21 protein-coding genes are annotated in these 23,610 nt (G+C 45.0%); 14 read left to right on the top strand and 7 right to left on the bottom strand.

The features are described 5' to 3' along the window. Positions 1-264 precede the first annotated feature (264 nt). Genes LAJ61_RS01955 through LAJ61_RS01905 form a run of 11 tightly spaced genes read left to right on the top strand, consistent with a single transcriptional unit; the run spans position 265 to position 12,936 of the window. A complete protein-coding gene (locus LAJ61_RS01955; protein WP_224054267.1) occupies positions 265-2,064 on the top strand; it encodes a PglL family O-oligosaccharyltransferase in 1,800 nt (599 codons plus the stop codon). Then, positions 2,064-3,329 (top strand): exopolysaccharide biosynthesis polyprenyl glycosylphosphotransferase, encoded by a 1,266-nt coding sequence (locus tag LAJ61_RS01950; RefSeq protein WP_224054266.1) that lies wholly within the window; start codon positions 2,064-2,066, stop codon positions 3,327-3,329. The genes LAJ61_RS01955 and LAJ61_RS01950 overlap by 1 nt, the downstream gene beginning before the upstream one ends. A gap of 39 nt (positions 3,330-3,368) precedes the next feature. Further along, positions 3,369-4,367 carry a UDP-N-acetylglucosamine 4,6-dehydratase (inverting) gene (gene pseB, locus LAJ61_RS01945; RefSeq protein ID WP_007115167.1) on the top strand — a complete coding sequence of 333 codons (999 nt, stop codon included), beginning with the start codon at positions 3,369-3,371 and terminating at the stop codon, positions 4,365-4,367. 54 nt (positions 4,368-4,421) lie between these two features. Beyond that, positions 4,422-5,603 carry a UDP-4-amino-4,6-dideoxy-N-acetyl-beta-L-altrosamine transaminase gene (pseC, locus tag LAJ61_RS01940; protein WP_224054265.1) on the top strand — a complete coding sequence of 394 codons (1,182 nt, stop codon included), beginning with the start codon at positions 4,422-4,424 and terminating at the stop codon, positions 5,601-5,603. Next, positions 5,603-6,277, top strand: a complete 675-nt coding sequence (pseF, locus tag LAJ61_RS01935) for a pseudaminic acid cytidylyltransferase (protein WP_224054264.1) — start codon at positions 5,603-5,605, stop codon at positions 6,275-6,277. Before pseC ends, pseF begins: the two co-directional genes overlap by 1 nt. 14 nt (positions 6,278-6,291) lie before the next feature. After that, positions 6,292-7,959: a UDP-2,4-diacetamido-2,4,6-trideoxy-beta-L-altropyranose hydrolase gene (pseG, locus tag LAJ61_RS01930; RefSeq protein ID WP_224054263.1), complete on the top strand. Its 1,668-nt coding sequence runs from the start codon at positions 6,292-6,294 to the stop codon at positions 7,957-7,959. Between the two features lie 35 nt (positions 7,960-7,994). Then, positions 7,995-9,047, top strand: coding sequence for a pseudaminic acid synthase (pseI, locus tag LAJ61_RS01925; RefSeq protein ID WP_224054262.1), 1,053 nt, complete (start codon positions 7,995-7,997; stop codon positions 9,045-9,047). Beyond that, positions 9,047-10,303 carry an oligosaccharide flippase family protein gene (locus LAJ61_RS01920; protein ID WP_224054261.1) on the top strand — a complete coding sequence of 419 codons (1,257 nt, stop codon included), beginning with the start codon at positions 9,047-9,049 and terminating at the stop codon, positions 10,301-10,303. The genes pseI and LAJ61_RS01920 overlap by 1 nt, the downstream gene beginning before the upstream one ends. Beyond that, the gene (locus LAJ61_RS01915; protein WP_224054260.1) at positions 10,300-11,301 is read left to right on the top strand and encodes a glycosyltransferase family 52; all 1,002 of its coding nucleotides are present in this window, start codon (positions 10,300-10,302) and stop codon (positions 11,299-11,301) included. Before LAJ61_RS01920 ends, LAJ61_RS01915 begins: the two co-directional genes overlap by 4 nt. A 4-nt stretch (positions 11,302-11,305) precedes the next feature. Continuing rightward, entirely contained in the window at positions 11,306-12,130 is an 825-nt protein-coding gene (locus LAJ61_RS01910) for a beta-1,6-N-acetylglucosaminyltransferase (RefSeq protein WP_224054259.1), read from the top strand. Then, the gene (locus tag LAJ61_RS01905; protein ID WP_224054258.1) at positions 12,127-12,936 is read left to right on the top strand and encodes a glycosyltransferase family 2 protein; all 810 of its coding nucleotides are present in this window, start codon (positions 12,127-12,129) and stop codon (positions 12,934-12,936) included. Before LAJ61_RS01910 ends, LAJ61_RS01905 begins: the two co-directional genes overlap by 4 nt. Before the next feature lies 1 nt (position 12,937). On the opposite strand, the gene mnmC1 is transcribed toward LAJ61_RS01905, so the two are convergent. Continuing rightward, positions 12,938-15,010, bottom strand: coding sequence for an FAD-dependent 5-carboxymethylaminomethyl-2-thiouridine(34) oxidoreductase MnmC1 (mnmC1, locus tag LAJ61_RS01900; protein ID WP_224054257.1), 2,073 nt, complete (start codon positions 15,008-15,010; stop codon positions 12,938-12,940). Positions 15,011-15,157: 147 nt separating this feature from the next. On the opposite strand from mnmC1, the gene LAJ61_RS01895 reads away from it, so the two are divergent. Then, positions 15,158-16,507 (top strand): APC family permease, encoded by a 1,350-nt coding sequence (locus LAJ61_RS01895; RefSeq protein WP_224054256.1) that lies wholly within the window; start codon positions 15,158-15,160, stop codon positions 16,505-16,507. Positions 16,508-16,531: 24 nt separating this feature from the next. On the opposite strand, the gene LAJ61_RS01890 is transcribed toward LAJ61_RS01895, so the two are convergent. The 4 genes from LAJ61_RS01890 to LAJ61_RS01875 form a co-directional block, all read right to left on the bottom strand. After that, complete coding sequence (locus LAJ61_RS01890; protein WP_409034977.1) at positions 16,532-17,812, bottom strand: TIGR03862 family flavoprotein; 1,281 nt, start codon at positions 17,810-17,812, stop codon at positions 16,532-16,534. Between the two features lie 44 nt (positions 17,813-17,856). Next, positions 17,857-18,285, bottom strand: a complete 429-nt coding sequence (locus LAJ61_RS01885) for an SH3 domain-containing protein (RefSeq protein ID WP_224054255.1) — start codon at positions 18,283-18,285, stop codon at positions 17,857-17,859. Between the two features lie 64 nt (positions 18,286-18,349). Further along, positions 18,350-18,652 (bottom strand): YciI family protein, encoded by a 303-nt coding sequence (locus LAJ61_RS01880; protein WP_160001377.1) that lies wholly within the window; start codon positions 18,650-18,652, stop codon positions 18,350-18,352. A 12-nt stretch (positions 18,653-18,664) separates the two neighbouring features. After that, positions 18,665-19,228 (bottom strand): inner membrane-spanning protein YciB, encoded by a 564-nt coding sequence (locus LAJ61_RS01875; protein WP_076777102.1) that lies wholly within the window; start codon positions 19,226-19,228, stop codon positions 18,665-18,667. A 190-nt stretch (positions 19,229-19,418) separates the two neighbouring features. On the opposite strand from LAJ61_RS01875, the gene LAJ61_RS01870 reads away from it, so the two are divergent. Together LAJ61_RS01870 and LAJ61_RS01865 are read left to right on the top strand one after the other, a co-directional pair. Continuing rightward, positions 19,419-20,342 (top strand): PHP domain-containing protein, encoded by a 924-nt coding sequence (locus LAJ61_RS01870; RefSeq protein ID WP_224054254.1) that lies wholly within the window; start codon positions 19,419-19,421, stop codon positions 20,340-20,342. 10 nt (positions 20,343-20,352) lie between these two features. Continuing rightward, the gene (locus tag LAJ61_RS01865; protein ID WP_224054253.1) at positions 20,353-21,057 is read left to right on the top strand and encodes a hypothetical protein; all 705 of its coding nucleotides are present in this window, start codon (positions 20,353-20,355) and stop codon (positions 21,055-21,057) included. Positions 21,058-21,061: 4 nt separating this feature from the next. On the opposite strand, the gene LAJ61_RS01860 is transcribed toward LAJ61_RS01865, so the two are convergent. Then, positions 21,062-21,631 carry a FixH family protein gene (locus LAJ61_RS01860; protein ID WP_224054252.1) on the bottom strand — a complete coding sequence of 190 codons (570 nt, stop codon included), beginning with the start codon at positions 21,629-21,631 and terminating at the stop codon, positions 21,062-21,064. Positions 21,632-21,744: 113 nt separating this feature from the next. Continuing rightward, a complete protein-coding gene (gene ccoG, locus LAJ61_RS01855; protein WP_224054251.1) occupies positions 21,745-23,169 on the bottom strand; it encodes a cytochrome c oxidase accessory protein CcoG in 1,425 nt (474 codons plus the stop codon). Positions 23,170-23,610 lie beyond the last annotated feature (441 nt).

Here is a 23,610-nt window from a genome sequence, read left to right as displayed (position 1 = left end):
GACAAATATTGTCATGGGGTAATTTGCATCACCTATTGTTTGTTTTTGGGTGTAGTGAGAGCGTAACTTTCTACCTTTGAGAGCTTACTAAACAGATATGGTAATTTTATTAAATGCAAAAAATAAAAAAATTCTGAAAGCCGTTGACTAGCGTCCTTGGTAGTAGCAAGATATAAATTTCATTGATGAATCGAATACTTATTTTATAAAAAATGCTAAACTATCCCGTTTAGCATTTTTGCGTTTAACCCATACGAAAATCCTATGCTGCCATCTACGCCACCCCAAACCCCCAATCAAGATATTCGACTGTTTAGCCTATTCATGGGCTTCGCCATTTTGACCTATCTGATGCCTTGGCATTCGCCACTGGGTCGAGATTTTGTCGTCAATGCCACCGCATTTGGGTTTGTGAGTTTGGCAGTTGCGGCTTTTTTTTGGCAAAACCCGATTACAAAGTTTAGCAAATCCGTGCTTACTTGGTTGCTGCTAGCCCTATTGCTTGTATGTCAGCCATTATTCAACCATATCGCTTACCCTGATGCCTTAATTTTTCCGGTGATAAGCTTGGTGGTCGTTGCCTTGACTGCGTTGATAGGCAGTAATATTGAAAATAAAGCGAATTTATTAAACCGCCTGTTTATTGCGGTATATCTCATGGCAATCGTCACCTTTATCATTCAAATGATGCAAATCCAAGGCTATCAGATTGATTATCAAGGTTGGGTGATTGCCCGCGGTAACGCCAATGGCGGACGCTATGATGGCAACTTTGGACAAGCTAATCACGCAGGCTACGCGTTTGTGTTGGCGCTGTGTGGGGTGATTTATCAACTGCAGCAGTCGTTTCAAGAAAGGTTAAATGCGCCGCAGTGGCTGATTGGTCGATACCGACAATATGCGCGGTTTGGCTTGATGCTATTGTTTGTGATATTTACCATCGGGCTTGCCTTGACACAAAGTCGGGCGGGTCTGGTGATGATGCTGGCGGTGATTCCCATTTTCTTTTTGACCCAGCCGATAGCTTGGAAAAACAAACTTTCTGCCACCGTTTTGGGGTTAGTTGTTTTTGTATTGTATTATATGGGCGCAAGCTGGCTTAGCAATTATAGCAGTGCCAATCAGCTTGGGGCGGTAAGCCGTATGGCAGGCGGTCAGGGGAACCGCTCGGCGATGAGCGAACGCGCCATGATGATATTTCATGACCATGTGCTCACAGGGGTCGGCTGGAACAACTACATGGGCGCAAGCGTTGATTATGCCCAATATTTTAAATGGCCAGAGATTGCCGACCATTCTCACAATTTTGCTACCATGATTTTGGCGGAGCTAGGGGTGTTAGGCGCGCTGTGCTTTGTGCCGATTGTTTGGCTACTGGTGCGGGCGATTCATCTACGCCATAGCAGCGAAAGCGCGATTGCACTGGCATTTGTCATCGCCAGTATCTTGTATGCCAGTGTAGAATACCCGTTATGGTATTTTCGTTATCTCGCGGTTTTTGCCTTGTTTTTGGCGTTGATTGAACAGCGCAAATGGCAGCTTGCGTGGCAACCCAAGCTAACAAAAGCCCTGTCAGTGGTCATGCTGGGTTCGGCGATGCTATCAGGCTACTATATTTGGCAATATTTTCATCTCAATTATTTGGATTATAATCGCTTTATCAAGCATACCAATCATCTAAACCAAGACAAAGCAGTTGACTATCAAAATGGCGTGTTTGGATTTAGCGCGTATCATGACCGCATCCTTGCCATGCAAGTGCCGATTAACCGCCATCAAGCAAGGGTAAAAGAAGAAATCTTTGAAGAGGTGCTAAATACCGATTCTTCCCAGTATAATATATTAGCCTATGCACAGTTCTTAGCCTATAAAGGTGACCAGCAAGCGGCATTAAAACATATCGAGGCGGCTTGTGTGATGGTCAAAGATTTATCCGATTGTGACAATGTCGAGACCGATTTGGGTAACCTTGCCAAACAAGATCCTGCGACATTTGCAGCTTTATACCGTGAGTTTAGACAATGGCGAGACGCCAATCCTGAAAAAACAGGACTTAAACCATAATGCAGCGGGTAATTTTCTTGGTATGGCAAAATCTTGTATTCCGCCTCATCGTGGGCTGGTTGGTTGTGGTAATTTTGCCGGCGTTGCTGATGTGGCGAATGCGCTTTTTGCAGGGTCGCTGGCTGATTACTGAGTTTAACAGTATGGTGTTAGCCACGTTGGGTGTCTTGCTCGTCACCCTTGGTTTGCGCAAACTCACCCAGTTTCCAGGTCAACGCTCCATCAGTTTTGTGTTGCCAACCTTGTTGTTGGTGATGATGCTGTTAGGCATGGTGATTATCGTTTTTCGGTTGCCGTATTCGCTGTATTATTTTGGCTTATCGGGCGTTATCGGGGCAGTGTTTTTCTTTTTATCGTTTTTGCTGGAGCAAAAAGCGCACCAACCTTATATGGCGTATATTCCACTGGGACATTGTCAAAACTTTGAAGCGATTTTCCAAATCCGTTGGCTACGTCTTGAAAAACCGCACTTAGATGCCATACAATCCAAAAAAGTGCAAGCGATAGTAGCAGACCTGTCATCGCCTGCACTCGATGAAGACTGGCAGCGATTTTTAACCGAGCAAACGTTACAGGGCAGACCGGTGTATAATAATCGCCAAGTGTATGAGTCTTTGACGGGTCGTCTGCCGATTCATCATTTATATGAAAACGAATTGGGCTCGCTGTTGCCATCGCAGACCTATTTAAGGTTTAAACAACTGATTGATATTATAGCGATTTTATTGGTTTCACCCTTTGTATTGCTGATTGCGGTGATCACTGTCATTGCGATACGGTTAGAGAGTCCGGGTAAGGCCATATTTGTCCAAGAGCGGGTCGGGCAAGGCGGCAAATTGTTTAAAATCTATAAATTTCGCAGTATGCGTTTTGACTCAGAAAAAAACGGGGCAAAACTGGCGCAACAAAATGACCCTCGTGTGACTAAAGTCGGTAAGTTTATTCGCAAAACCCGTATCGATGAGTTGCCGCAATTTATCAATGTGCTCAAAGGCGATATGAGCCTGATTGGACCGAGACCCGAACAGCTAAGTTTTGTCAAAACCTTTGAAAAAACCATCCCTTTTTATAATTATCGACATATCGTCAAACCCGGTATTTCTGGATGGGCGCAGGTCACACAAGGGTATGCCAGTGATACCGATGAGACAGCGCTTAAGGTACAGTACGATTTTTATTATATTAAACATATTTCTTTTGCATTAGATATCTTGATTGTGCTCAAAACCATTCAAACCATGCTGACAGGTTTTGGGGCTAGATAAACTGCGATAAATAACTTTAGCCATAATAGGTAGTGCACTATGTTAACCAATTCAACCATTTTAGTGACAGGCGGGACAGGCTCATTTGGGCATACCTTTGTGCCGATGACGCTTGAAAAATACAATCCCAAAAAACTGATTATTCTCTCGCGTGATGAGATGAAACAGTGGGAAATGGCAAAACTGTATCAAGGCGACCCCCGTGTACGTTTTTTTATCGGTGATGTGCGTGATAAAGACCGTCTATATCGAGCACTTGATGGGGTGGATTATGTGGTGCATGCCGCAGCAACCAAAATCGTGCCAACCGCCGAATATAATCCATTTGAATGTGTCAAAACCAATATCAACGGCGCAATGAATCTAATTGATGCCTGTATTGATAAAGGGGTGAAAAAAGTCGTTGCCTTATCGACTGACAAAGCGTCTAGCCCCGTGAATCTGTATGGCGCGACCAAATTGGCGTCGGACAAACTGTTTGTCGCAGGCAACGCCTATTCAGGGGAGCATGGCACACGCTTTTCGGTGGTACGTTATGGCAATGTCATGGGGAGTCGTGGCTCGGTGATTCCGTATTTTCTATCCATTAAAGACAGTGGCGTACTGACCATTACAGACCCGCGTATGACCCGTTTTATGATTTCGCTTGAGCAAGGTGTGGAGCTGGTTTGGCATGCATTTGACGACATGGTGGGCGGCGAAATTTATGTCAAAAAAATTCCATCCATGACCATGCCAGATTTGGCAACTGCCGTTTCTGCCACTGCCGAGCAAAAAATCATTGGAATTCGTCCTGGCGAGAAATTGCATGAGCAAATGATTAGTGCCGAAGATTCTTTTCACACCTACGAATATCCTGAGCATTTTAAAATCTTGCCTGCGATTAATGGCTGGGATGAGACGCCTGAGCGTATCAAAGATGGTGTTAAGGTGCCAGAAGGCTTTGTGTACGCCAGTGATAATAACAGTGAATGGATGACAACTGGGCAACTCCAAGAATGGATTGAAACCAACAAAGCAAAAATTGGTAAAATTTAATCGCTAACCTTTGATAACAAACCTACTTGATAACAACCCCCTTGGGCAAATATTATGGCAAATCAATTTATCCCTTATGGTCGTCAGCATATCACCCAAACTGATATTGATGCGGTGGTCGCCGTGCTACAGTCTGATTTTTTGACCCAAGGTAGTCAAGTACCGGCGTTTGAAGAACGAGTCGCTACCTATACGGGGGCGAAGTTTGGCGTGGCGGTGAATAGTGCCACGTCAGCACTGCATATTGCTTGTTTGGCATTGGGGCTTGGTCAAGGTGAAAAGGGCAAAGACGACTGGCTGTGGACCACGCCGATTACCTTTACCGCATCTGCCAACTGTGGATTGTACTGTGGTGCTAACATTGATTTTGTGGATATTGATCCGCTAACGCTCAATATGTCGATCGACGCGTTAGCAGAAAAGTTACAGCTTGCCGATGCTGAAAACCGCTTGCCAAAAATAGTTATTCCCGTGCATTTCACCGGTGAGCCCTGTGATATGGCAGCCATTCATGCGCTATCACAGCAATATGGCTTTAAGGTTATTGAGGACGCCTCGCATGCCATTGGTGGCAAATATCACAAGCAACCAATCGGCAATTGTGAGTTTAGCGACATTACCGTGTTTAGCTTTCACCCTGTCAAAATCATTACCACCGCAGAAGGCGGACTGGCAACAACGAATGACCCGGCATTGGCGGAAAAAATGCAGTTACTCCGTAGTCATGGTATCACCCGTGATGCCAATCTAATGACCCACGAACCTGACGGTGGTTGGTATTATCAGCAAATTGATTTGGGTTTTAACTATCGCATGACCGAATTGCAAGGGGCATTGGGGGTGAGTCAAATGAACCATTTGGATGACTTTGTCACTCGCCGTCATCAGCTTGGCAAGCGTTATGATGAATTATTAACAGATTTGCCGATTATGTTGCCTTATCGCAATCCTGCTAATTATTCGGGGTTTCATTTATATCCCATTCAACTAACAGCAGACAGTGGCAAAACGCGTAAGCAAGTGTTTGACAGTTTGCGGGCGCAAAATATCGGGGTGAATGTGCATTATATCCCTGTGCATACCCAGCCGTATTATGCCAAGTTGGGCTTTAGACAAGGCGATTTTCCCCATGCCGAGCGCTACTATGCACAAGCGATTAGTTTGCCATTGTATTATGATTTGACCGAAGCATTGCAAGACCAAGTGGTGGATGCAATTTATCAGGCATTAGCATAATGAACGTCTGTATCATCCCTGCGCGTGGGGGGAGTAAACGCATTCCGCGCAAAAACATCAAAGATTTTTGTGGCAAGCCCATGCTGGCTCGTGCCATTGAAACGGCAAAAAACAGCCAACTGTTTGAGCAGATTATCGTCTCTACTGATGATAGCGCTATTGCCGATATCGCTCAACAGCATGGTGCTACTGTCAGCCAAAGACCTGCCGCGCTTGCCGATGATTATGCCACTACCGCTGCGGTGATTCGGCATGTGCTGCAGCACGTGCCAAAAGCTCGCCATATCTGCTGTCTATACCCCTGTACGCCGTTTTTAAAACCGCAGTATTTAACCGACAGTTTTGAGCGCTGGCAGTCATCCAACAGTTTGTATTGTTTTCCGGTTTTAGGATTTGAATCCAATGTGTTACGCTCACTGAAATTAAGCGATACCGGTGAAGTATCGAGCATGTTTAGCCAACATGAGCTCACCAGAACCCAAGATTTGCCACAAGCGTATTTTGACGCAGGGCAGTTTTATTGGGGCAGTCGTGAGGCATGGCTCAGCGAGGATAAAATCCATAATCATGCGCTAGGCTATGTGTTGCCAAAATACAGTGTGGTCGATATTGATGATGATAACGATTGGCGATTTGCTGAGCGCTTATACCAAGCGCAATTGGCGCTAGCATGAAGATAGGAGCTAGCATGAAGATTGTGGTGCGAGCAGACGCAAGTTTAACGATGGGTAGCGGTCATATCATGCGTTGCTTGACCTTGGCTGACGGGTTAAAACAGCAAGGGCATGACATCACGTTTATTTGTCGGGCGCATGACGGTCATTTGGCGGATTTGATTGGGCAAAAAGGTTTTGCGGTGCAGCTGTTAGCCAAAAGTAAGACTGCAGATTTTATCAAACAGCATGCCCATAGCGAGTGGCTCGGCGCCAGTGAAAGCGATGATTTTGCCGAGTGTAAACCCATCTTGCAAGCATTAAAGCCAGATTGGCTGATTATCGACCATTATGCGATTGGCAAAAACTGGGAGCAGCAAGCCAAACGACTTTTGCCAAACCTTAAAATTTTAGCCATTGACGACTTAGCCGACCGAACGCACGACTGTGAGATTTTGCTTGACCAAAATTTTGGGCGAAAAAACGAAGATTATCAATCGCTTGTGCCAAGTCATTGCCAGCGACTACTAGGCACGCGTTATACACTATTACGGGATGAGTTTGCCAACTGGCGAGCGATGAGCCTAAACAGACGTAAAAGCGTACAGCCGCCCAACAATATATTGGTCAATCTGGGCGGTGTCGATAACGATAATGTCACGCTCAAGATTTTGCAAAGTCTCAATACCTTTGTCCAACAATCTGCCCAAGCATTTAACGTGACTGTCGTCATGGGCAAAACCGCACCGCATATCGAAAGTGTGCAAAGGTTTGCCAAACACGCAGGTTTTGCGTGTGCGGTACTTGTCAATGTGACTAATATGGCGGAGTTGATGGCAAATGCTGACCTTGCGATTGGGGCAGCAGGCAGCACCACATGGGAGCGCTGTTGTTTGGGATTGCCGATGGTGCTGATCGTGCTTGCCGATAACCAGCAGGTGATTGCCAAAGCGTTGGCAGATAAAAACGTGGTCAAAGTGGTGACTGACATGGCTACATTGGATGAGCAACTGCCCCGCTTGTTGAGCGAACTGGCCGACAATTATAAAAAATTCAGCCACCAATCTGCCAAGTTGGTCGATGGGCAAGGGGCAAAACGCGTTGCGCACTGGATTGAATTTGCGCAAAAATTTCAACATTGTCAAGTGAGGCAAGCGACCCAAGCCGATACCCAGATGATTTGGCAATGGCGTAATCACATCGACGTGCGCCGGTGGATGTTTGGGCAAGATGAAATTGCCCTTGCTGACCACGAGAAATGGTATCGCAAACAACTTGACCATGCCAATGTGCATTTGCTGATGTTTGAAGTCGCTGGTGAGCCAATGGGGCTAGTCAATGTTACCCAAATGACGGTGGATAAATACCAGACGCTGGAGTTGGCAAACACCCATGCGCCAAACCCTAATGCGTCAAGCCCGAATGAAAAAACTGCCAGTTGGGGGTTTTATTTATCCCCTAATAGCGCAAAAGGGCAGGGGCTTGGCTTGGCTTTGGGGGTTTTGGCGATTGCACAGATTTTCAACACCACAGGCATTAGCAAAATCACCGCGCAAGTGCTGGCATATAATACCGCGTCATTGGCGTTGCATCGTAAATTGGGATTTAGCGAAAAAGGTGTGTTAAAACAGCATTTTGGCGTGGGTGAAAAAGTGTATGATGCGGTAGAGTTTGAATTAAAATCGCAAGATTTTTTATTTTAGGGGTGGGTCTTAGTGGGGTATCTATGAATCAAAATATGAATCAAAATTTCAGCATTAACAATCGCCCAATCGGTATTGACCATGCGCCTTACATAATCGCCGAAATGTCCGCCAACCACAACGGCGACATCAATAACGCTTACCGTATCATTGACATGGCAAAGGCGTGCGGTGCTGATGCGGTCAAAATGCAAACCTACACCGCAGATACCATCACCCTCAACAGCACCGCCACTGACTTCCAAATTCATGGGGGATTGTGGGACGGGCGTACCTTGTATGACTTGTACCAAGAAGCTTACACGCCGTGGGAGTGGCATAAACCATTGTTTGACCACGCCCACAAAGTCGGTATCACCATGTTTAGCTCACCTTTTGACTTTACTGCGGTGGATTTGCTCGAGGATTTGAACGCCCCAGCGTACAAAATCGCCTCGTTTGAAGCCATTGATTTACCGCTTATCAAATATGTGGCAAGTACCGGCAAACCGATGATTATCTCTACAGGGATGGCTGACCAAACCGAAATTGCCGAGGCGGTTGCCGCCGCTCGTGATAGCGGCTGCAAACAGCTTGCATTATTGCACTGTGTGAGTGGTTATCCAGCCCCCGCACAGGACTATAACCTGCGTACCATTGTCGATATGCAGCGCCGTTTTGGCGTGCCGATTGGCTTATCCGACCATACGCTTGACAACACCACCGCCGTCACAAGCGTGGCATTGGGGGCGTGTATTATTGAAAAACACGTCACCCTAGACCGCAATGGCGGCGGGGCGGATGACAGTTTTTCACTGGAAAAAGACGAACTCACCGCGCTCTGCCGTGACAGTAAAACCGCTTGGCAAGCGTTGGGACAAGTTGATTATGGGCGAAAATCAAGCGAAATCGGCAATGTGCAATTTCGCCGTTCACTGTATTTTGTCAAAGACATGACGGCAGGGGATGTGATTGATGAAAGCTGTATCCGTAGCGTTCGCCCTGGTTTTGGGCTTGCCCCGAAGTTTTATGATGAATTAATGGGCAAAAAAGTGCTAACGGATATCCAAGCCAATACTGCCACCTCGTGGGATGTCCTTGAAAGGTAATGTTAAATAAAATCAAACGTTTAACACAATCTGCTTTGCTCAAAGACAGCCTGATTTATGTGGTGGGCGAGATGACTGCCAAAGCTGTGCCGTTTTTGCTATTGCCCTATTTGACACGGGTCTTAGGCACAACGGGCTTTGGTGATTTGTCCTATTATTTATCGCTCACGGCATTTATTGTAATTGCCATGAGTCTGTCGCAAAATGGCGCTTTGACCCGTTATTTTTATGTGTATGGCAGGCATGGGCTGGGCAATATTTTATTGGCGGGTGGGCTATATAGCGTGGGCGTGCTGCTGATTGGCACAGCGATTAGTTGGCTGTTACATAGCGAATTGCTTTTTTACTGCTTTTTTACCGCCTTTTTGCAAACCTTGATTCAAAACCAACTGGCACTGCGGCAATGCCAAAAACGCCCGTTTAGCTATCTGACCATCCAATTGGGCTTAGCCTTGGGCAATTTGCTATGGACGGTGCTGATTTTTCAGTTTTTTGCTGGCGATACCACGGATAAAGTTGCCCAGCGTCTTATCGCGATTATCTTGGCGCATGGGTGTACTTTTGTGGCAGCGTTGGCGTGGGCAAAATACCAATTTGCTATCAACTTTCGCTTTACCCCAGAACGGCTCAAACTGGGACTGGGCTATATTTTAACGCTAGGCTTGCCGCTGCTGTTACATGGGTTAAGCTATACCATCAAAGGGCAACTTGACCGAGTGTTGATTCACGAGCGGTTTAGCAGTCATGAGCTAGGTGTATACTCGGCAGGGGTGCAAGTCGCTAGCAGCTTGACCATTGTGATTATGGCGGTCAATTCTGCGTTGGTGCCTCACTTATATGAACGGCTAAAATCGCAGCGCATGACAGTGATGCAATTGCATCGATTATTTTGGCTGAGTTTGATGGTGCCTGTTATGTTGACTGCCATGGCTTGGGCGCTGCCGTCGTCATTGATGGCGTGGCTATTAGGGTCAGATTTTGCCCAAAGCCAGTATTATGTGGTGATGTTTGTACTGGCGTTTTCGCTGATAATTCCGTATTTATTGTTGGTGAATTTTTTGTTTTATCATGCCAAAAGTGCGCAAATCTCGCTGTGTTCCGTCATCTCAACGGTAGTGTATTTGGTTGCCTTGTGGGTGTTAAGTGGCGTATCACTGGCGGTGGTGCCGTATGCGACTATTATTAGTGGCGTGGTGATTTTGCCGTTGTTATATTATTATACGCTGCAGGTGGAAAAGGTCAAAAAAACGCCATGAATCTCATTATTTGTATCACCCCCTTGCAAGTGTTGATTGCCAAACAAATTATTAAGAAGCACAGTACCCCCTTTATTGGGCTGTATTTGCCGTATGGCGTCCATTCAAAAAGCGAGCCCAAACATCGCTATTATTTTGACCAACTTGAGCAAGTCTGCGAAAAATCCGCCTTTATCGAACTGAACAATAAAACATGGGGCGAGCGTTTTGCCACCCTAAACCACATCAAAACCACACTTAACACGCTTGATATTTGGCAAAAACCTATCGAAAACGTCTATCTTGCCAGTATTGACGTGTTGTTTTTGCAATATGTTATTTCTAAAGTAAAATTCCAACAGCTGTATACCTTTGATGACGGCACCGCTAATATTTTCCCCAATTCTAGCTATTTTCAACCGTTACCAAAATCTTTACCATTACAACTGTTTAAACGCGTCGTGGGCATTACTTATCCCAGTATCCCTAGTATTTTGGCTATCTCCAAGAAACATTTCACCATTTTTCCCCATGAAAAAAATATCATAGACACTACCGAGCCTGTTTATTTATTTGATAAAGCAGACAATCAGCCTGATGAAAATTTGCCGGTAAAACGGCTGTTATTGGGGCAAGCCCTCGACAATTTTATCGGTGACAAAGCTTATGCTGATATTGTAGAAACAATGGTCAAGGCATTTCACCTTGACGCATTTTGTCCGCATCCTAGAGAAAATTTCGATTTTAGCCATCTTTTGCCGGTGATTGATAGCGATAAAATCATTGAAGATTATCTAAGCGAGGCATTGCAACAAAACCCCCAGCAACGCTTTGAGATTTATACCTTTATCAGCACTGCCGTGTTTTCGCTCAAAGAATTTCCCCGCACCCAAGTTTTTATGGTATATACCCAAACGCTGTGGGATAAATTCCCTGATGCGTATCAGTTTCTTGCCAGTCGTGGTTTTACCCTGATTAATTTAGATGACGCAGATAATCTAGATGCGTTCAAAGGGTAACTGCATGAAAAAACACGCCTTACTTATCCAAGCCCACCAAGATATCAGTTATTTTATTAAGCTGGCGAAAATTCAGCCCAACGTCAATTTTTATGTGCATGTGGATGCAAAATCCGATTATTTTCCTGACGCTGAGACTGCACAGCTAGCCAATGTATTTTTGCTCAGCGACAGGGTATCGGTACGTTGGGGCGGGTTTAGCCAAATTGAAGCAACATTAAAATTGTTTGAAACGGCGTTTGCTAATGAGGACAATGCTTATTTTCACCTGTTAAGCGGTGAAGATGTGGTGTTACAACCATTTGAAGTGATAGAAAAACAGTGGCAACAGCGGTTTGATTTTCAAGCGATGATGACCTGCGAGATAGCGCCACAGTATGCGTATCGTTTTATTATGAACAGTCCCCATGCCGACAGCAACTGGCAACGGCAATTGATGGGCAAAATCATCACCAAACTGCAACAAGGCGTGGCAAAAGTAAAACCCTATCACTCACCCATTTATTTTGGCTCACAATGGTTTTCAGTAACGCGGCAAGACTGGGAAAAAATTGTGCCTTTCACCGATGAATACAGTGATTTTTTCCGTCACAAACTGGTACCCGATGAGCATTTTTTTCAAACTCTAATTGCTGAAAAATTAACCAATCAAATTCGCCTAAGCAATGACAATCGCCGACAGATTATTTTTGACAAAAATGTAAATAATGGCAATAGTCCGATTTATTTGGATTTATTAAAGCTGGAGCGGGCGAAATTTGACGGCTATTGGTTTGCGCGTAAAGTAAAAAAGGATGTGGCATTGACTTGGCTGGGTGAATTAACATGAAATTTTCTGTACTGATGTCGCTGTATGACAAAGAAAACCCCGAATTTCTGAGCGAATGTCTAGCCAGCTTGGTCAATCAAACACGCCAAGCCGATGAGATTATGTTGGTTTTCGATGGTCCAATCAATGTGGCATTGCAAAAAGTGGTACAAGAGTTTAAGCCGCAGCTGCCGTTAACGATTATCGCTTTAACAAACAACGTCGGACTTGGACAGGCTTTGAATGCAGGTCTAAACGCTTGTCAACATGACTGGGTCATGCGCATGGATACGGATGATATCTGTGTGGCTAACCGCTTTGAACAGCAAATCAACTTTATCCAAAGTCATCCCAAAATTGACGTGTTGGGCGGGCAAATCATTGAATTTGAAAAGCAGCTATCACAGGGGAAAAAATCTCGCACGGTGCCAACCTCACACGAGGCGATTTTTGCCTCCGCCAAGTCGCGCAATCCCATCAACCACATGACGGTGGCATTCAAAAAATCAGCGGTACAAGCGGTCGGTAGCTATCGGCATGCGCCGCTGTTTGAAGATTATGACTTGTGGGTACGATTATTGGTCGCTGGCTATCAGTTTGCCAATTTGCCAGAGGTGCTGGTGTATGCACGGGCAGGGGATGCGATGTATGAACGGCGCGGGGGCTTGGCGTATGCCCGATACGAGTGGGCTATTCAGCAAAGCTTTTATCAACAAGGGTTTTTGCCTATTGTGCAACTGCTTAAAAACCTCGCCATTCGTTTGCCTGTGCGATTATTGCCAAATAGTTTACGCAGTTTGGTTTATCAAAAACTTTTAAGAAAATAACTTAGCGTCGAATGACCTTGCGATTGGGGCTTAAACTGTTGACCATCTTGTTAGCTAACGGCAATATTTCCCCGCACAGTAAACCGGCCAACAGCTCACTACAAATCGGCGCATAAGCATAGCCCTTTGACCCCAATGCCGAAAAGCTCCAGACTCGGCTTTTGCTTTCATAACCCGCTTGCCACACCTGCCCAACTAGGGGTAGATAATCCACGGTTTGGCTGCGGATGCTGGCGCGACCCTGCCAATGGGGGATGTTTTTTTCGACAGTAAACATATCAGTGTTATTGACCAAATCGGGCACCGCATCCGCTAAATCTGCCACATTCATCTTATGGTCAACAACTGCTGGCGCAGTATCCAAGGTATCCCTAACAAAACTTGCCCCAAGCATGACATGGCGTTTACTGTTTTCATTAAAACTGGCGTAATAACTGCCATACTTTAGCGGCAGTTTTGGCAACTGTGCTTTATCATGCTCATCGACAGCAAACCACGTCACTTGCCCACGGCTGTGATTAAAGCGTTTGATGGTGGGTAAAAAATCGCAGGTGTCTAAAGCCATGCACAAAATCACATGGTCAAAAAACTGCTGACGCTCAGTGAATGTTAATAGCACTTGGTCGCAATCTTGCTGAAAATAGGTTAACTCCTCGGTTTGAAAGCTAATATTAGGGTGGCATAAAACAGCTTGGGCAAAGTTTGCGGTAGTGATTAACCCGGCATTGGGCAAAAATATCGCTTGCCCAACCTCATAACCGACTTTTGCTTTGGCTTGTTCAGCGGTCAATAAACGGGCAAATTCAATGGGAAAATCTTTGACTTCATCGAGTTGTAAGCGATTGTGTGAGAGTAAATCCAAACAGCCGGTGGTCTGTAGGATGTTAATACCGGTTTGTGCGGTCAAATAAGGGTAAAATCGACAGCTTGCCAAATAACCAATCGCATGTAGATTGGTTTCAAGGCGTTTTAGGCTGGTAAGTTTTGGCGCAAGAAAACCGCGGATATTGCCCGATGCGCCTGCCAATGGCTTAGCTTTATCAAAAATGGTAACCTTGTGTCCACGAGCGGCTAAGGCATACGCACTGCTTAACCCCGCCACCCCAGCCCCAATCACCGCGACAGACAGCGGTTTTGTGATGGCTGAAAAATTGGGTGGTTCAAAGCCTTTAACGTTATTGGCTTTTCGGCGTTGACGACGTCGGGATTCAAACGTGTCAGTAAAGGGTAGGGTGACAAAAAATGGTTTAATTTTTTTGTTATAGCGAAAATAAATTTCGCAAAAATTGGTGGATGTTAACTTAGGTTGCAAGCTTGCGGTGAGCATTTCTCGCTTTTTGCCAAAGCCTTTACGTTTGGCTAAGCTAAAACCGTGATGTTTTAGCCCCTGTTTGACTGCGCTTGCCACGCTAAATGTCGCCAAAGTCGTGTGAGGTTTGGATAATCTTGCGATTTGAGCCAATAAATCCTTTGACCAAAGTTCTTGGTTACAGCTCGGTGCAAACCCATCAAGCAGCCACGCATCGACTTTACCTTGCCCAGTCACTTGCGACAAACTACTCGTCGCATCGCCAAGCCATAAATCAATCGTCAATCGTTCATCAAACCAGTTCAAACGATGGCAGCCAGCCAGTGGCGGTGGATAGTTGTCAATGAGCTGTTGTGATAACCCAGCAAGCTCTGTCCACACGCCCAGCGCTTGTTCAAGGTCAGTTTTGCTTAAGGGAAATTTTTCGGTGGTAATGATATGTAAATGGCTGTGATTGTCAGGTCTGATTTGTTGCCACAGTTGCCAAATAGCCAAGATATTAAGCCCTGTGCCAAAACCAATTTCACCGATGACAAATCGTTCAAAGTTACGCAAATTAGCGAGGCGAGTGGCTAAGTCGTTGCCATCAATAAAAACATAGCGAGATTCTGCCAAGCCGTCTGTTTTGGAAAAATAAACATCGCCAAAGTCGCTAGAGACGGGGACAGTCACGCCGTTATCATCTAGCTGCCAGTGCAGTTTGGCGGTTTGAATGGTTGATGCTGGGCTAGTGCTTGAGACAGGAGGTTGGCTAGATTGTGGCATCAGTGACCCATAATAAATAACTAAAAGTTAGTGCTAAATAAAATATTACTAATACAAGGCTTGAAAACAGCGATTAGGGGGTATAGCATAACTGATTTTTTATCGTTGCAACATGGCATGCAGCTTTTTTTTGGGTGTGGTAACAACATGAATCAATCAAGTAACGGGCGTTATAACCTAATCACCGCATTGGCAATGATTGTGGGGATTGTGATTGGCTCAGGGATATTCTTTAAGGCAGATAATGTTTTAAAATATACCAATGGCAATGTGGCGTTGGGGGTAGGGGTTTTTGTATTGGCGGCGGTAGCGATTATTTTCGGTTCGCTATCGATTGCTGAGCTGGCAAAACGTACCGATGCGCATGGCGGCTTGATTGGCTATGCTGATGAATTTGTCAGTCCACATTTTTCTACGATGATTGGCTGGTTTCAATTGTTTTTGTATTACCCCACACTTGGCGTGGTGGTGACGTGGGTAGTGGGTATTTACACCGCCCTGTTATTTGGGGTAAAAGAGGCATCACTTGAATTACAAATGGGCATTGGGCTTACGTGGTTTGTCATTTGTTATCTGTTTAATGTGATGGCAGCGGTGTTTGCAGGGCGTTTTCAAGTCTTTGCCACCATCGTTAAATTAATTCCGTTATTTGTGCTAGGGGTGATGGCGTTTGTATATGGCGACCCTGTGACTGCGTTAACCCATCCAAGTGAATCCGCGCGTCAAGCGACCCAGTCTTTGGCATGGCTCGGTGCCATCGGTCCGATTGCGTTTTCGTTTGATGGCTGGGTGGTCTCTACCAGTATTTCAGGGGAAATAAAACATGCCAAACGTAACTTGCCTATTGCGCTAGTCGTCGCGCCTATATTGATTTTATTGGGCTATTTGCTGTATTTTGTTGGACTCACCGCGTATCTAGGCGCCGCACAAGTGATGGCATTGGGTGATGAAAGCGTGTATGTGGTGGCGACCCAGTTATTTGGCGAAACCGCTGCCAAAGCCTTTTTGGTATTTGTGGTGATTTCGGTGATGGGTACGGTCAATGGCTTGGTATTAGGGCTGATTCGTCTACCGCATTCTTTAGCGCTCAAATCATTGATTCCGTTTAGCGCGCAATTGCGTCAGGTCTCGCCCAACTATCAGCTATCGGTTGGTTCAGCGCTGCTAGGTTTTGCCTTATCTATGTTTTGGGCGGCTGTGCATTATGCGGTGATGAAAAGTCAGCTGCTTGGCGATATGGATATTTCAGAAATCGCGATTGTGGTGAGTTACTTGCTATATTTGGTATTTTACTTTGCGGTGTTTCGCTTATGGCAACAAGGTCATATCAAAAGTATGTTATTGGGTGTGATATCGCCGATTTTGGCGGCATTGGGCTCACTGATGGTAGTGTTCGGTGGTATGCAAAATCCGCTGTTTTTGCCTGTCTGCTTACCGATTTGCGCGCTCGTGCTGCTGCTTGCCTACTTTTACAGTCGCTATCTACACAGTCGATAACTGCCTTACGCCAAGTGCTTTATGTCAAGTGCATTGCGTCAACTTTTTGGATAACGCTAAAAACTGCGCCACGCCTTGTCCGGCGGCTCGACCCGTGGCAAAACAAGCCGTTAGCAGATAGCCACCCGTTGGCGCATCCCAATCAAGCATCTCGCCACAGCAAAATACATAAGGATTGGATTTTAAGGCAAAATTGTCGGTTAACGCTGAGCGTTTTACCCCGCCGCCACAACTAATCGCTTCTTCAATCGGTCGAAAACTATCGAATTCTACCGTTAACTGTTTGATTGCCTTTGTCATTTTATCGGCATCATGCCAGTGCGTTTTTGTGATGATTTCTCTGAGTAAAGCGACTTTGACCGAATCAAGTCCTGCCTTTCGCCAAAGGTTAGCCAGCGATTGTTTTTTGGGATTTTTTAAACTACTCAATAATTTTTCGTCAGCCACATCAGGTAGCAAATCAAGTTGTAGTGATACCTTGCCCGTATGATTTAATTGCTCACGCATGGCACGATTGAGCCGGTATATCAGCCCGCTTTCCATGCCATAATGGGTGAGAATAATATCACCAAAACCCTGCTCAATTTTGCCATTGGGCAATGTCACCTGGGCTTTCACCCGTTTTAACGCTTTGCCAAAATCGCGGTGCAAATGCGCCGACCAAGGCTGCGACAGTGGGCGACAGATACCGACATTACTAGCATAGAATGGCGTCAATTCTGTGTCGCTGAGCCATGCCTGCCATTTGCCATCACTACCGAGCCGCGACCATGACATCGCGCCCGTTGCCAACACAATCGCATCAAAGCTTTGGGTAACAGTCAGGTTACCGCTTTCATGTACAACGGAAAAAGTCGCTTGCTTGCCGTCAATGTTTTCACAGCCATGCCGATAAAAAAACGCTACGCCGTCCTGCTGCAGCGCTTGCAACCACGCCCGCAGCAGTGGCGAGGCTTTCATCATGGTAGGAAAGATGCGACCTGTCGAGCCAACAAAAGATTCAATCCCCAAGCGGCTCATAAAATCACGGATATGCGCCGCATTAAAATCTTGAATATGCGGCGTAAGCCAGTCGTCGGGCTGATAGCGCGTGACAAAGGTATCAACGGGCTCAGCGTGCGAGATATTGAGTCCAGATTTACCGGCCATCAATAGTTTGCGGGCAGGGGATGGTTTTTGTTCAAATACGTGGATTGTGACATCAAACTGGCGCAGATAATCTGCCACCATCAGTCCAGCAGGACCTGCGCCAATGATGGCAACGATGGGCTTTTTTGGCAAGTCGGCTTGGTTATTTGGCATCATGGCAAGTCAATGTTAGGCTTAAAATAGTAGGCTTATAAAATCGATTACCAACGACCTTTACGCCCTGCGACCAGCCAGCCCAGTGCGATACCCAATATCCCACTGAGCAGTGCAGTGACCGCACCATAGATAAAAATCTGTCCACTGCGCTCATTGACAAGCACTTTGACCTGCGTATTTAAACTATCGACTTGGTTTTGTAATTCAGCATTTTTTGCCAAGAGTTGTTGGTTGGCGTTTGACAACTGGCTGTCAGTGGGCTGGTTGAGCTGGGCAAGGGTAGGTTGTTTGGGGTTTTGCATCGGTGAGGTGCTACTGGCAACGCTCGAGGCAATCTCTGGCTGTTTGGCGAGTGGTTGTCCTGTTTTTGGGTCAGTGACGACAACTTGCGGTGCTGCATGGGTCAGGCTCGGCACCTGTAATACCGTCAATAACACTGCGCCGCTTACCAACCTGCCCACCAATTTTTTCATGCTTACCACCTATCACCACCCAGACTTGCCAATTATGTACTACAAACAACTGTTAAACCCAACATTAACTCACTGATTTAGGAAAAACTTGGATAAAAGGTTTGATATCCACATGACTATACACACCATTTAATAAGTAAGGCTCTTCACTTGCCCAAGCTTGCACCGCTTCATCGCTGTCAAAATCCACAACCAATACACTGCCACTCATTTCCGGTTCTCCATGCGCAATGGGCGTAGGGCCTGCGATGATGAGACGGTGCTGTTCATCTAACCGCGTAAGACGCTCAAGATGAGCTGGGCGAAACTGTTTGCGTAGCTCCAGGCTATCAGGGACGTCATGACCGATAATAATATAAAGTGCCATCCATATTCTCCTTTAGTTTTTTCCTTTATCATTGATTTGTTGCTGTATATCTGGATTTAGATGGTTTTTTAAGAACACAAATTGCCCGATTAAAAACACCAGCATCACCGGTATCCATCCCCAGCTTTTAAAATTAATCCAGGTATCGTTGTTGGTAAAAAACGCAAAATAATATTGCAAACCTGCCATTAGCAAGAAATACCCTGCCCAAGCGAGGGTGAGTTTATTCCAGCCCGATTGGGTCAATCGAAACACATTTTTCATTGCCAGTTCTAATAGCGGTTTACCTATCGCGACACTGATAATGAGCGCAACCGCAAACACGCTATTGATGACGGTTGATTTCCATTTTAAAAATGCTTCGTCATGGAAAATTAAGCTTAACCCACAAAATCCCACGGTTAAAATCAGCGTGACCCACTGCTGTTTATTGAGCTTGCCTTTTTGCCGGGCAAAATGCACAACATATACCACCAGAGTCGTAATCAATAACGCCGCCGCACCTGCCAATACCCCTTGCTGTTTGGAAAAGTAAAAAAATGCCAGTAAAGGTAGCAAATCCAATAAACCGCTCATAGTCATCTCTAACAAAAATCTTAGCCGCTAGTTTACACGGATATGCTAAAATCGAAAAGTAACTTTGCGATTTTCCTTGCTTTATCAATCCGTGCCCTTGTGAGTAAGCCAGCGCAGAGTTAACCCCTCTTTGTCTTAACCCCTTTTTGTCCTATTGTTGGCAACCAGCTTTTGTAATTAAGGCGTATTTGTGAATTCTTTAAATCTCGATATTTTGTCTAGCAGTCCTATTTATACCCAACTTCCGATTGATATGCACTGCCACAGTACCCGCTCAGATGGCACTTTTAGCCCAAGCGAAGTGGTGCAAAAAGCGCATGAAAAAGGGGTGAAAGTATTATCCTTAAGCGACCATGATACGGTACTTGGTATCCTTGAGGCGCGCCAAACCGCTGATAGCCTTGGTATGACGCTGATTCATGGTGTTGAAATCAGCTGCCGTCATCGTGTCATGGGCGGCTACTCCAAAAAACCTGCCCAAAATGAAAAAGTGATTCATGTATTGGGGTACGGCTTTAGTGATATCGAAACAATGCATAGCAAACTCGCTGCCATCCAAGCCAATCGAGAAACGCGCGGCTATGCGATGTGCGAGCGTGTGGCAAGTACCTTTAAACGCCCGATGGATGAGATTTGGCAGGCGGTATTAGTGCAAGCCAAAGGTAATCCGCAAGCGGTCGGTCGTACTCATATTGCCAAAGTGATGGCGGATCAAGGCTTGGTGAGTGATGTGCAAAAAGCCTTTACTGGCTATTTGGCTGACCATAAACCTTGCTATGTGGCACTTGATGGCTTATCACTTAAAGATTGCATCAATTTGATTCATGAGTGTGGTGGCAAAGCGTCTTTGGCTCATGCGACCCGTTATAATTTAACCGCCAACAAAGTGCGTAAACTAATTGCAGATTTTGCCAGTAGCGGTGGCGATGCGGTGGAATTGCCTGCCAGTAATGAACCGACTTCAACCCGTCATATGGTGGATAGAGTGATTAAAGAGCATGAGTTAAAGGTGTCTATCGGTAGTGATTTTCACGGCACGACTATGCCGTGGCGGGTGCTCGGCGGCGTACCAAAACTCCATGAAGGGCAAGTGGGAGTTTGGGAAGTATGTTAATAGTCACACGATGACCCTAAAAATACATCAAGTCTTATTAGCCATTGTACTCATCGTTATTGGGGCAAGCTTACAATATTACACCGATGGTTTGCCAATCGGTACACTGGCTTTCGTTGTTGGGTTAGTATGGTTCTTATTCGGTTTGGCTAAGCATCAAACGAGTTATCTGGCATTGCCTTTTAATCAATTAGAACAAGCCACTGTACCAGAACAATTACCTTCTCTCGCCATTCCTTTAGTCACCAAAAACGGCTCTGCAGCGTTTTTAGTCATGATGGTATTTGTGCTGCCTAGTTTGTGGCTAGGGGTTTATCTATTAGTAAAAGTCATTAATCATTGGGCATGGTTTACATTATTTATCAGCTTATTGGTATTGGGTTTTTCATGGTTAAGTATCTTGGCTATGGTCAGCGAAATGCAAAGAGATACCACTCCAACCCAACACGGCTCGCTGACTATTACGCCACAGGTTTTTCACATTAATTTTAAAGGGAGAAATTATCATTTAAATTGGTTTGAGTTGCGCGATATCGTGGCAAGCGATGGTGCAGGTAGTTCAAAACAAGTTATCCTAGTCATGTCTATTGCAGGTAATTTACAGGAATTGGTAATTCAGCAACATGAATGTAGTGTCGAAATACGTAAACTCACGACCTTTTTACAGCATTATCGAATAAAGGCACAAGGACGCCAAGTGCCTACTATTAGTTAGTTTGTCACTTCGGTTGTTTATCAAACGCGGTCAGTGGCTTAAACTCAATCGACTTTGCCATCGGCAACTCTTCAATTGCACGCAGTCGCCAGCTATTGGCTGGGTCATGCACCACAATATAGTATTTGCCTTTAGACGGGTCTAGCTGTACATTGCCCGCATAACTGCCATCACTTAACCGTTTGATAATGATGTCACGGTCTTTTTGCTTTTGGGTGGCATGGGAAATCTCCACTGCCAATTGCTCAGGTGCTTTAAACTTGTCACTAGCGGGCGCCTCAAGTTTAAAATTGACGGACTGATTATGAATCATCATTTGACCGGTTAGCCCCAAATCATGCGCCAGTTTGTCTTTTGACACATCCGCATATAAGGTCTTACCATCCATGTACCAGTCATCACGCACAGTAGAGTCTTGGATTCTCACCGAGTAAAACACGAACCAGATACAGGCGACTACCACAAATAGCGGCAGACCAATGACAAAAATCCAAACCATATAATTTTTATACCAAAGTTTGGATATCGACTGATTAGAAGTTGATGAAGCAGAAGAATTTGTCGGTGTTGCCATAGACCACTCAGCAGATAACAATCAAAAAGCTAGTATAGCAGAAAAACCCATGCCCCAATAATTTGGCACAAAAAAAGCCGATTATCAAAACCAGCTTTTTTAGACAACCAAACTTATTTATCCGTGGTAAACACGTTATCTTTTACCGCTTTATATTTACCGCCATCATCCACGCTCACCACTTGCATTTGGATAGGAATATTGCTTTTGGTAATCACTTTTGGATCGCCCAGCACAGTGACAGGGAATTCATAACTTTCGCCCGCTTCTAATGGAATGGTTTTAAAGCGGCTATCAAGTTTTAAGCCGGGTTGTGGTGTCAATGTCACCGCATACTCATGGTCTTGCTGGGTTTTATTGGTGATTTTAACGATGTAGTTATTTTCTACCAAACCTTGCGCATTGATTGACGACAACTGATTACGGTCACGGCGAATATCAATCTGCAGCGGTACACGGCTGGTTAAAAAATAAACCCCCGCCCCAATCAACAACGCAATCACCGCCAAATAAGCAAAAAACCGTGGACGCAAAATTTTACTTGGCTCATTCTCTACCAATTGGCGTTCGGTACTATACCGAATCAAACCGCGTGGTTTATTGACTTTATCCATAATGTCATTACACGCATCGATACAAGCCGCACACTGGATACATTCCACTTGCAAACCATCTCGAATATCGATACCCGTCGGACACACTTGCACACACATCAGACAGTTGATACAGTCACCTAAATTCTCATCTTCCCCGCCTCTTTTACGCGCCCCCCGTGGCTCACCACGTTTATAGTCATAGGTTACAATCAACGTATCTTTATCGAACATCACGCTTTGGAAGCGGCCATAGGGGCAAATATGGGTACAAAAGTGCTCACGCATATAGCCTGCATTGGCAAACGTCGCAAAGGTAAAAATAAGTACCGAAACCCAAGTTAATGGCGTCCAATCTGGCACAGGAATAACGCCAAACCATTGCCAATTATGATAAAGATAATCAGTCCCAACAGCATAACTAGTAAACGTCAATGCCGTCACCAACGCCATGATAAACCAAATCAGATACACCAAGCCGCGTTTCATGATTTTTTCGCCATTCCAAGGCGCTTTATCTAACTTAAACTGCTTATTACGATCGCCAATGACAAGCTTCTCAGTATATTGGTACATATGCGTCCAAATCGTCTGTGGACAGGCATAGCCACACCACACACGACCGGCATAAACGGTTACCATAAACAATAAAAAGGCCGCAACCATAAAGAAAAACGCAAAAATAAAAACGTCTTGGGGTAAAAAAGTTAGCCCAAATAGCACAATCTTAGAACCCGAGAAATCAAACCATATTGCTTGGTGTCCGTTATAGCGAATCCATGGCAACACCAAAAACAACAACAATAAAGAATACATACTGACAACGCGGATGTTTTGATAAAAACCCGTCACAAAACGAGGATGTACGCGTTTTTTAGTGGCATCTACTTGGTGGACAGGTAGTCTAAAATCATTACCAGCAGGGGAAGGAGGTTGTACAGACATTGTTTGCCCTCACATATTTTCTGACATGAACATAAAAAAATGAAAGACGACAACCGCAAAACCACCGAACATCGCCTAACGAAAAATTGTTTAAACAATATATTCAATTATATATCAAATGGCAGTAAATACCCACAAAATAAAGGGAGTTATCAACAACTGCAAAATAAATCAAAAAAATTTTCGTAGTGGTATTGACATGGGGAAAGAAAAGCGTATAATACGCACTCACTGGCAGCGACTACAGCCACAAACTGTAGTAAAAACAACAACTTAAATTAATATAGATTATAAGTTGAGCGGTCATAAAAAATTAAAGAAAAAAGTTATTGACAACACAAAATAAGCTGTTAAAATAGCGACCTTCTTAACGACATCAGCCGATGATGTTGTGAACTAAATAACAACAAACACAAGAACAACTTGTGTGGATTTTCACTT

This window comes from Faucicola osloensis (assembly GCF_020041925.1).
Taxonomy (GTDB): domain Bacteria; phylum Pseudomonadota; class Gammaproteobacteria; order Pseudomonadales; family Moraxellaceae; genus Faucicola; species Faucicola osloensis_D.
Note: the sequence above shows the minus strand (reverse complement) of the source record. Positions and strands in the feature narration are given on the sequence as shown.

Bases quoted from the DNA above. Each gene is read 5' to 3' on its own strand.
- LAJ61_RS01955 (WP_224054267.1), top strand. From the start codon at position 265: ATGCTGCCATCTACGCCACCCCAAACCCCCAATCAAGATATTCGACTG.
- LAJ61_RS01950 (WP_224054266.1), top strand. From the start codon at position 2,064: ATGCAGCGGGTAATTTTCTTGGTATGGCAAAATCTTGTATTCCGCCTC.
- pseB (WP_007115167.1), top strand. From the start codon at position 3,369: ATGTTAACCAATTCAACCATTTTAGTGACAGGCGGGACAGGCTCATTT.
- pseC (WP_224054265.1), top strand. From the start codon at position 4,422: ATGGCAAATCAATTTATCCCTTATGGTCGTCAGCATATCACCCAAACT.
- pseF (WP_224054264.1), top strand. From the start codon at position 5,603: ATGAACGTCTGTATCATCCCTGCGCGTGGGGGGAGTAAACGCATTCCG.
- pseG (WP_224054263.1), top strand. From the start codon at position 6,292: ATGAAGATTGTGGTGCGAGCAGACGCAAGTTTAACGATGGGTAGCGGT.
- pseI (WP_224054262.1), top strand. From the start codon at position 7,995: ATGAATCAAAATTTCAGCATTAACAATCGCCCAATCGGTATTGACCAT.
- LAJ61_RS01920 (WP_224054261.1), top strand. From the start codon at position 9,047: ATGTTAAATAAAATCAAACGTTTAACACAATCTGCTTTGCTCAAAGAC.
- LAJ61_RS01915 (WP_224054260.1), top strand. From the start codon at position 10,300: ATGAATCTCATTATTTGTATCACCCCCTTGCAAGTGTTGATTGCCAAA.
- LAJ61_RS01910 (WP_224054259.1), top strand. From the start codon at position 11,306: ATGAAAAAACACGCCTTACTTATCCAAGCCCACCAAGATATCAGTTAT.
- LAJ61_RS01905 (WP_224054258.1), top strand. From the start codon at position 12,127: ATGAAATTTTCTGTACTGATGTCGCTGTATGACAAAGAAAACCCCGAA.
- mnmC1 (WP_224054257.1), bottom strand. From the start codon at position 15,010: ATGCCACAATCTAGCCAACCTCCTGTCTCAAGCACTAGCCCAGCATCA.
- LAJ61_RS01895 (WP_224054256.1), top strand. From the start codon at position 15,158: ATGAATCAATCAAGTAACGGGCGTTATAACCTAATCACCGCATTGGCA.
- LAJ61_RS01890 (WP_409034977.1), bottom strand. From the start codon at position 17,812: ATGATGCCAAATAACCAAGCCGACTTGCCAAAAAAGCCCATCGTTGCC.
- LAJ61_RS01885 (WP_224054255.1), bottom strand. From the start codon at position 18,285: ATGAAAAAATTGGTGGGCAGGTTGGTAAGCGGCGCAGTGTTATTGACG.
- LAJ61_RS01880 (WP_160001377.1), bottom strand. From the start codon at position 18,652: ATGGCACTTTATATTATTATCGGTCATGACGTCCCTGATAGCCTGGAG.
- LAJ61_RS01875 (WP_076777102.1), bottom strand. From the start codon at position 19,228: ATGAGCGGTTTATTGGATTTGCTACCTTTACTGGCATTTTTTTACTTT.
- LAJ61_RS01865 (WP_224054253.1), top strand. From the start codon at position 20,353: ATGACCCTAAAAATACATCAAGTCTTATTAGCCATTGTACTCATCGTT.
- LAJ61_RS01860 (WP_224054252.1), bottom strand. From the start codon at position 21,631: ATGGCAACACCGACAAATTCTTCTGCTTCATCAACTTCTAATCAGTCG.
- ccoG (WP_224054251.1), bottom strand. From the start codon at position 23,169: ATGTCTGTACAACCTCCTTCCCCTGCTGGTAATGATTTTAGACTACCT.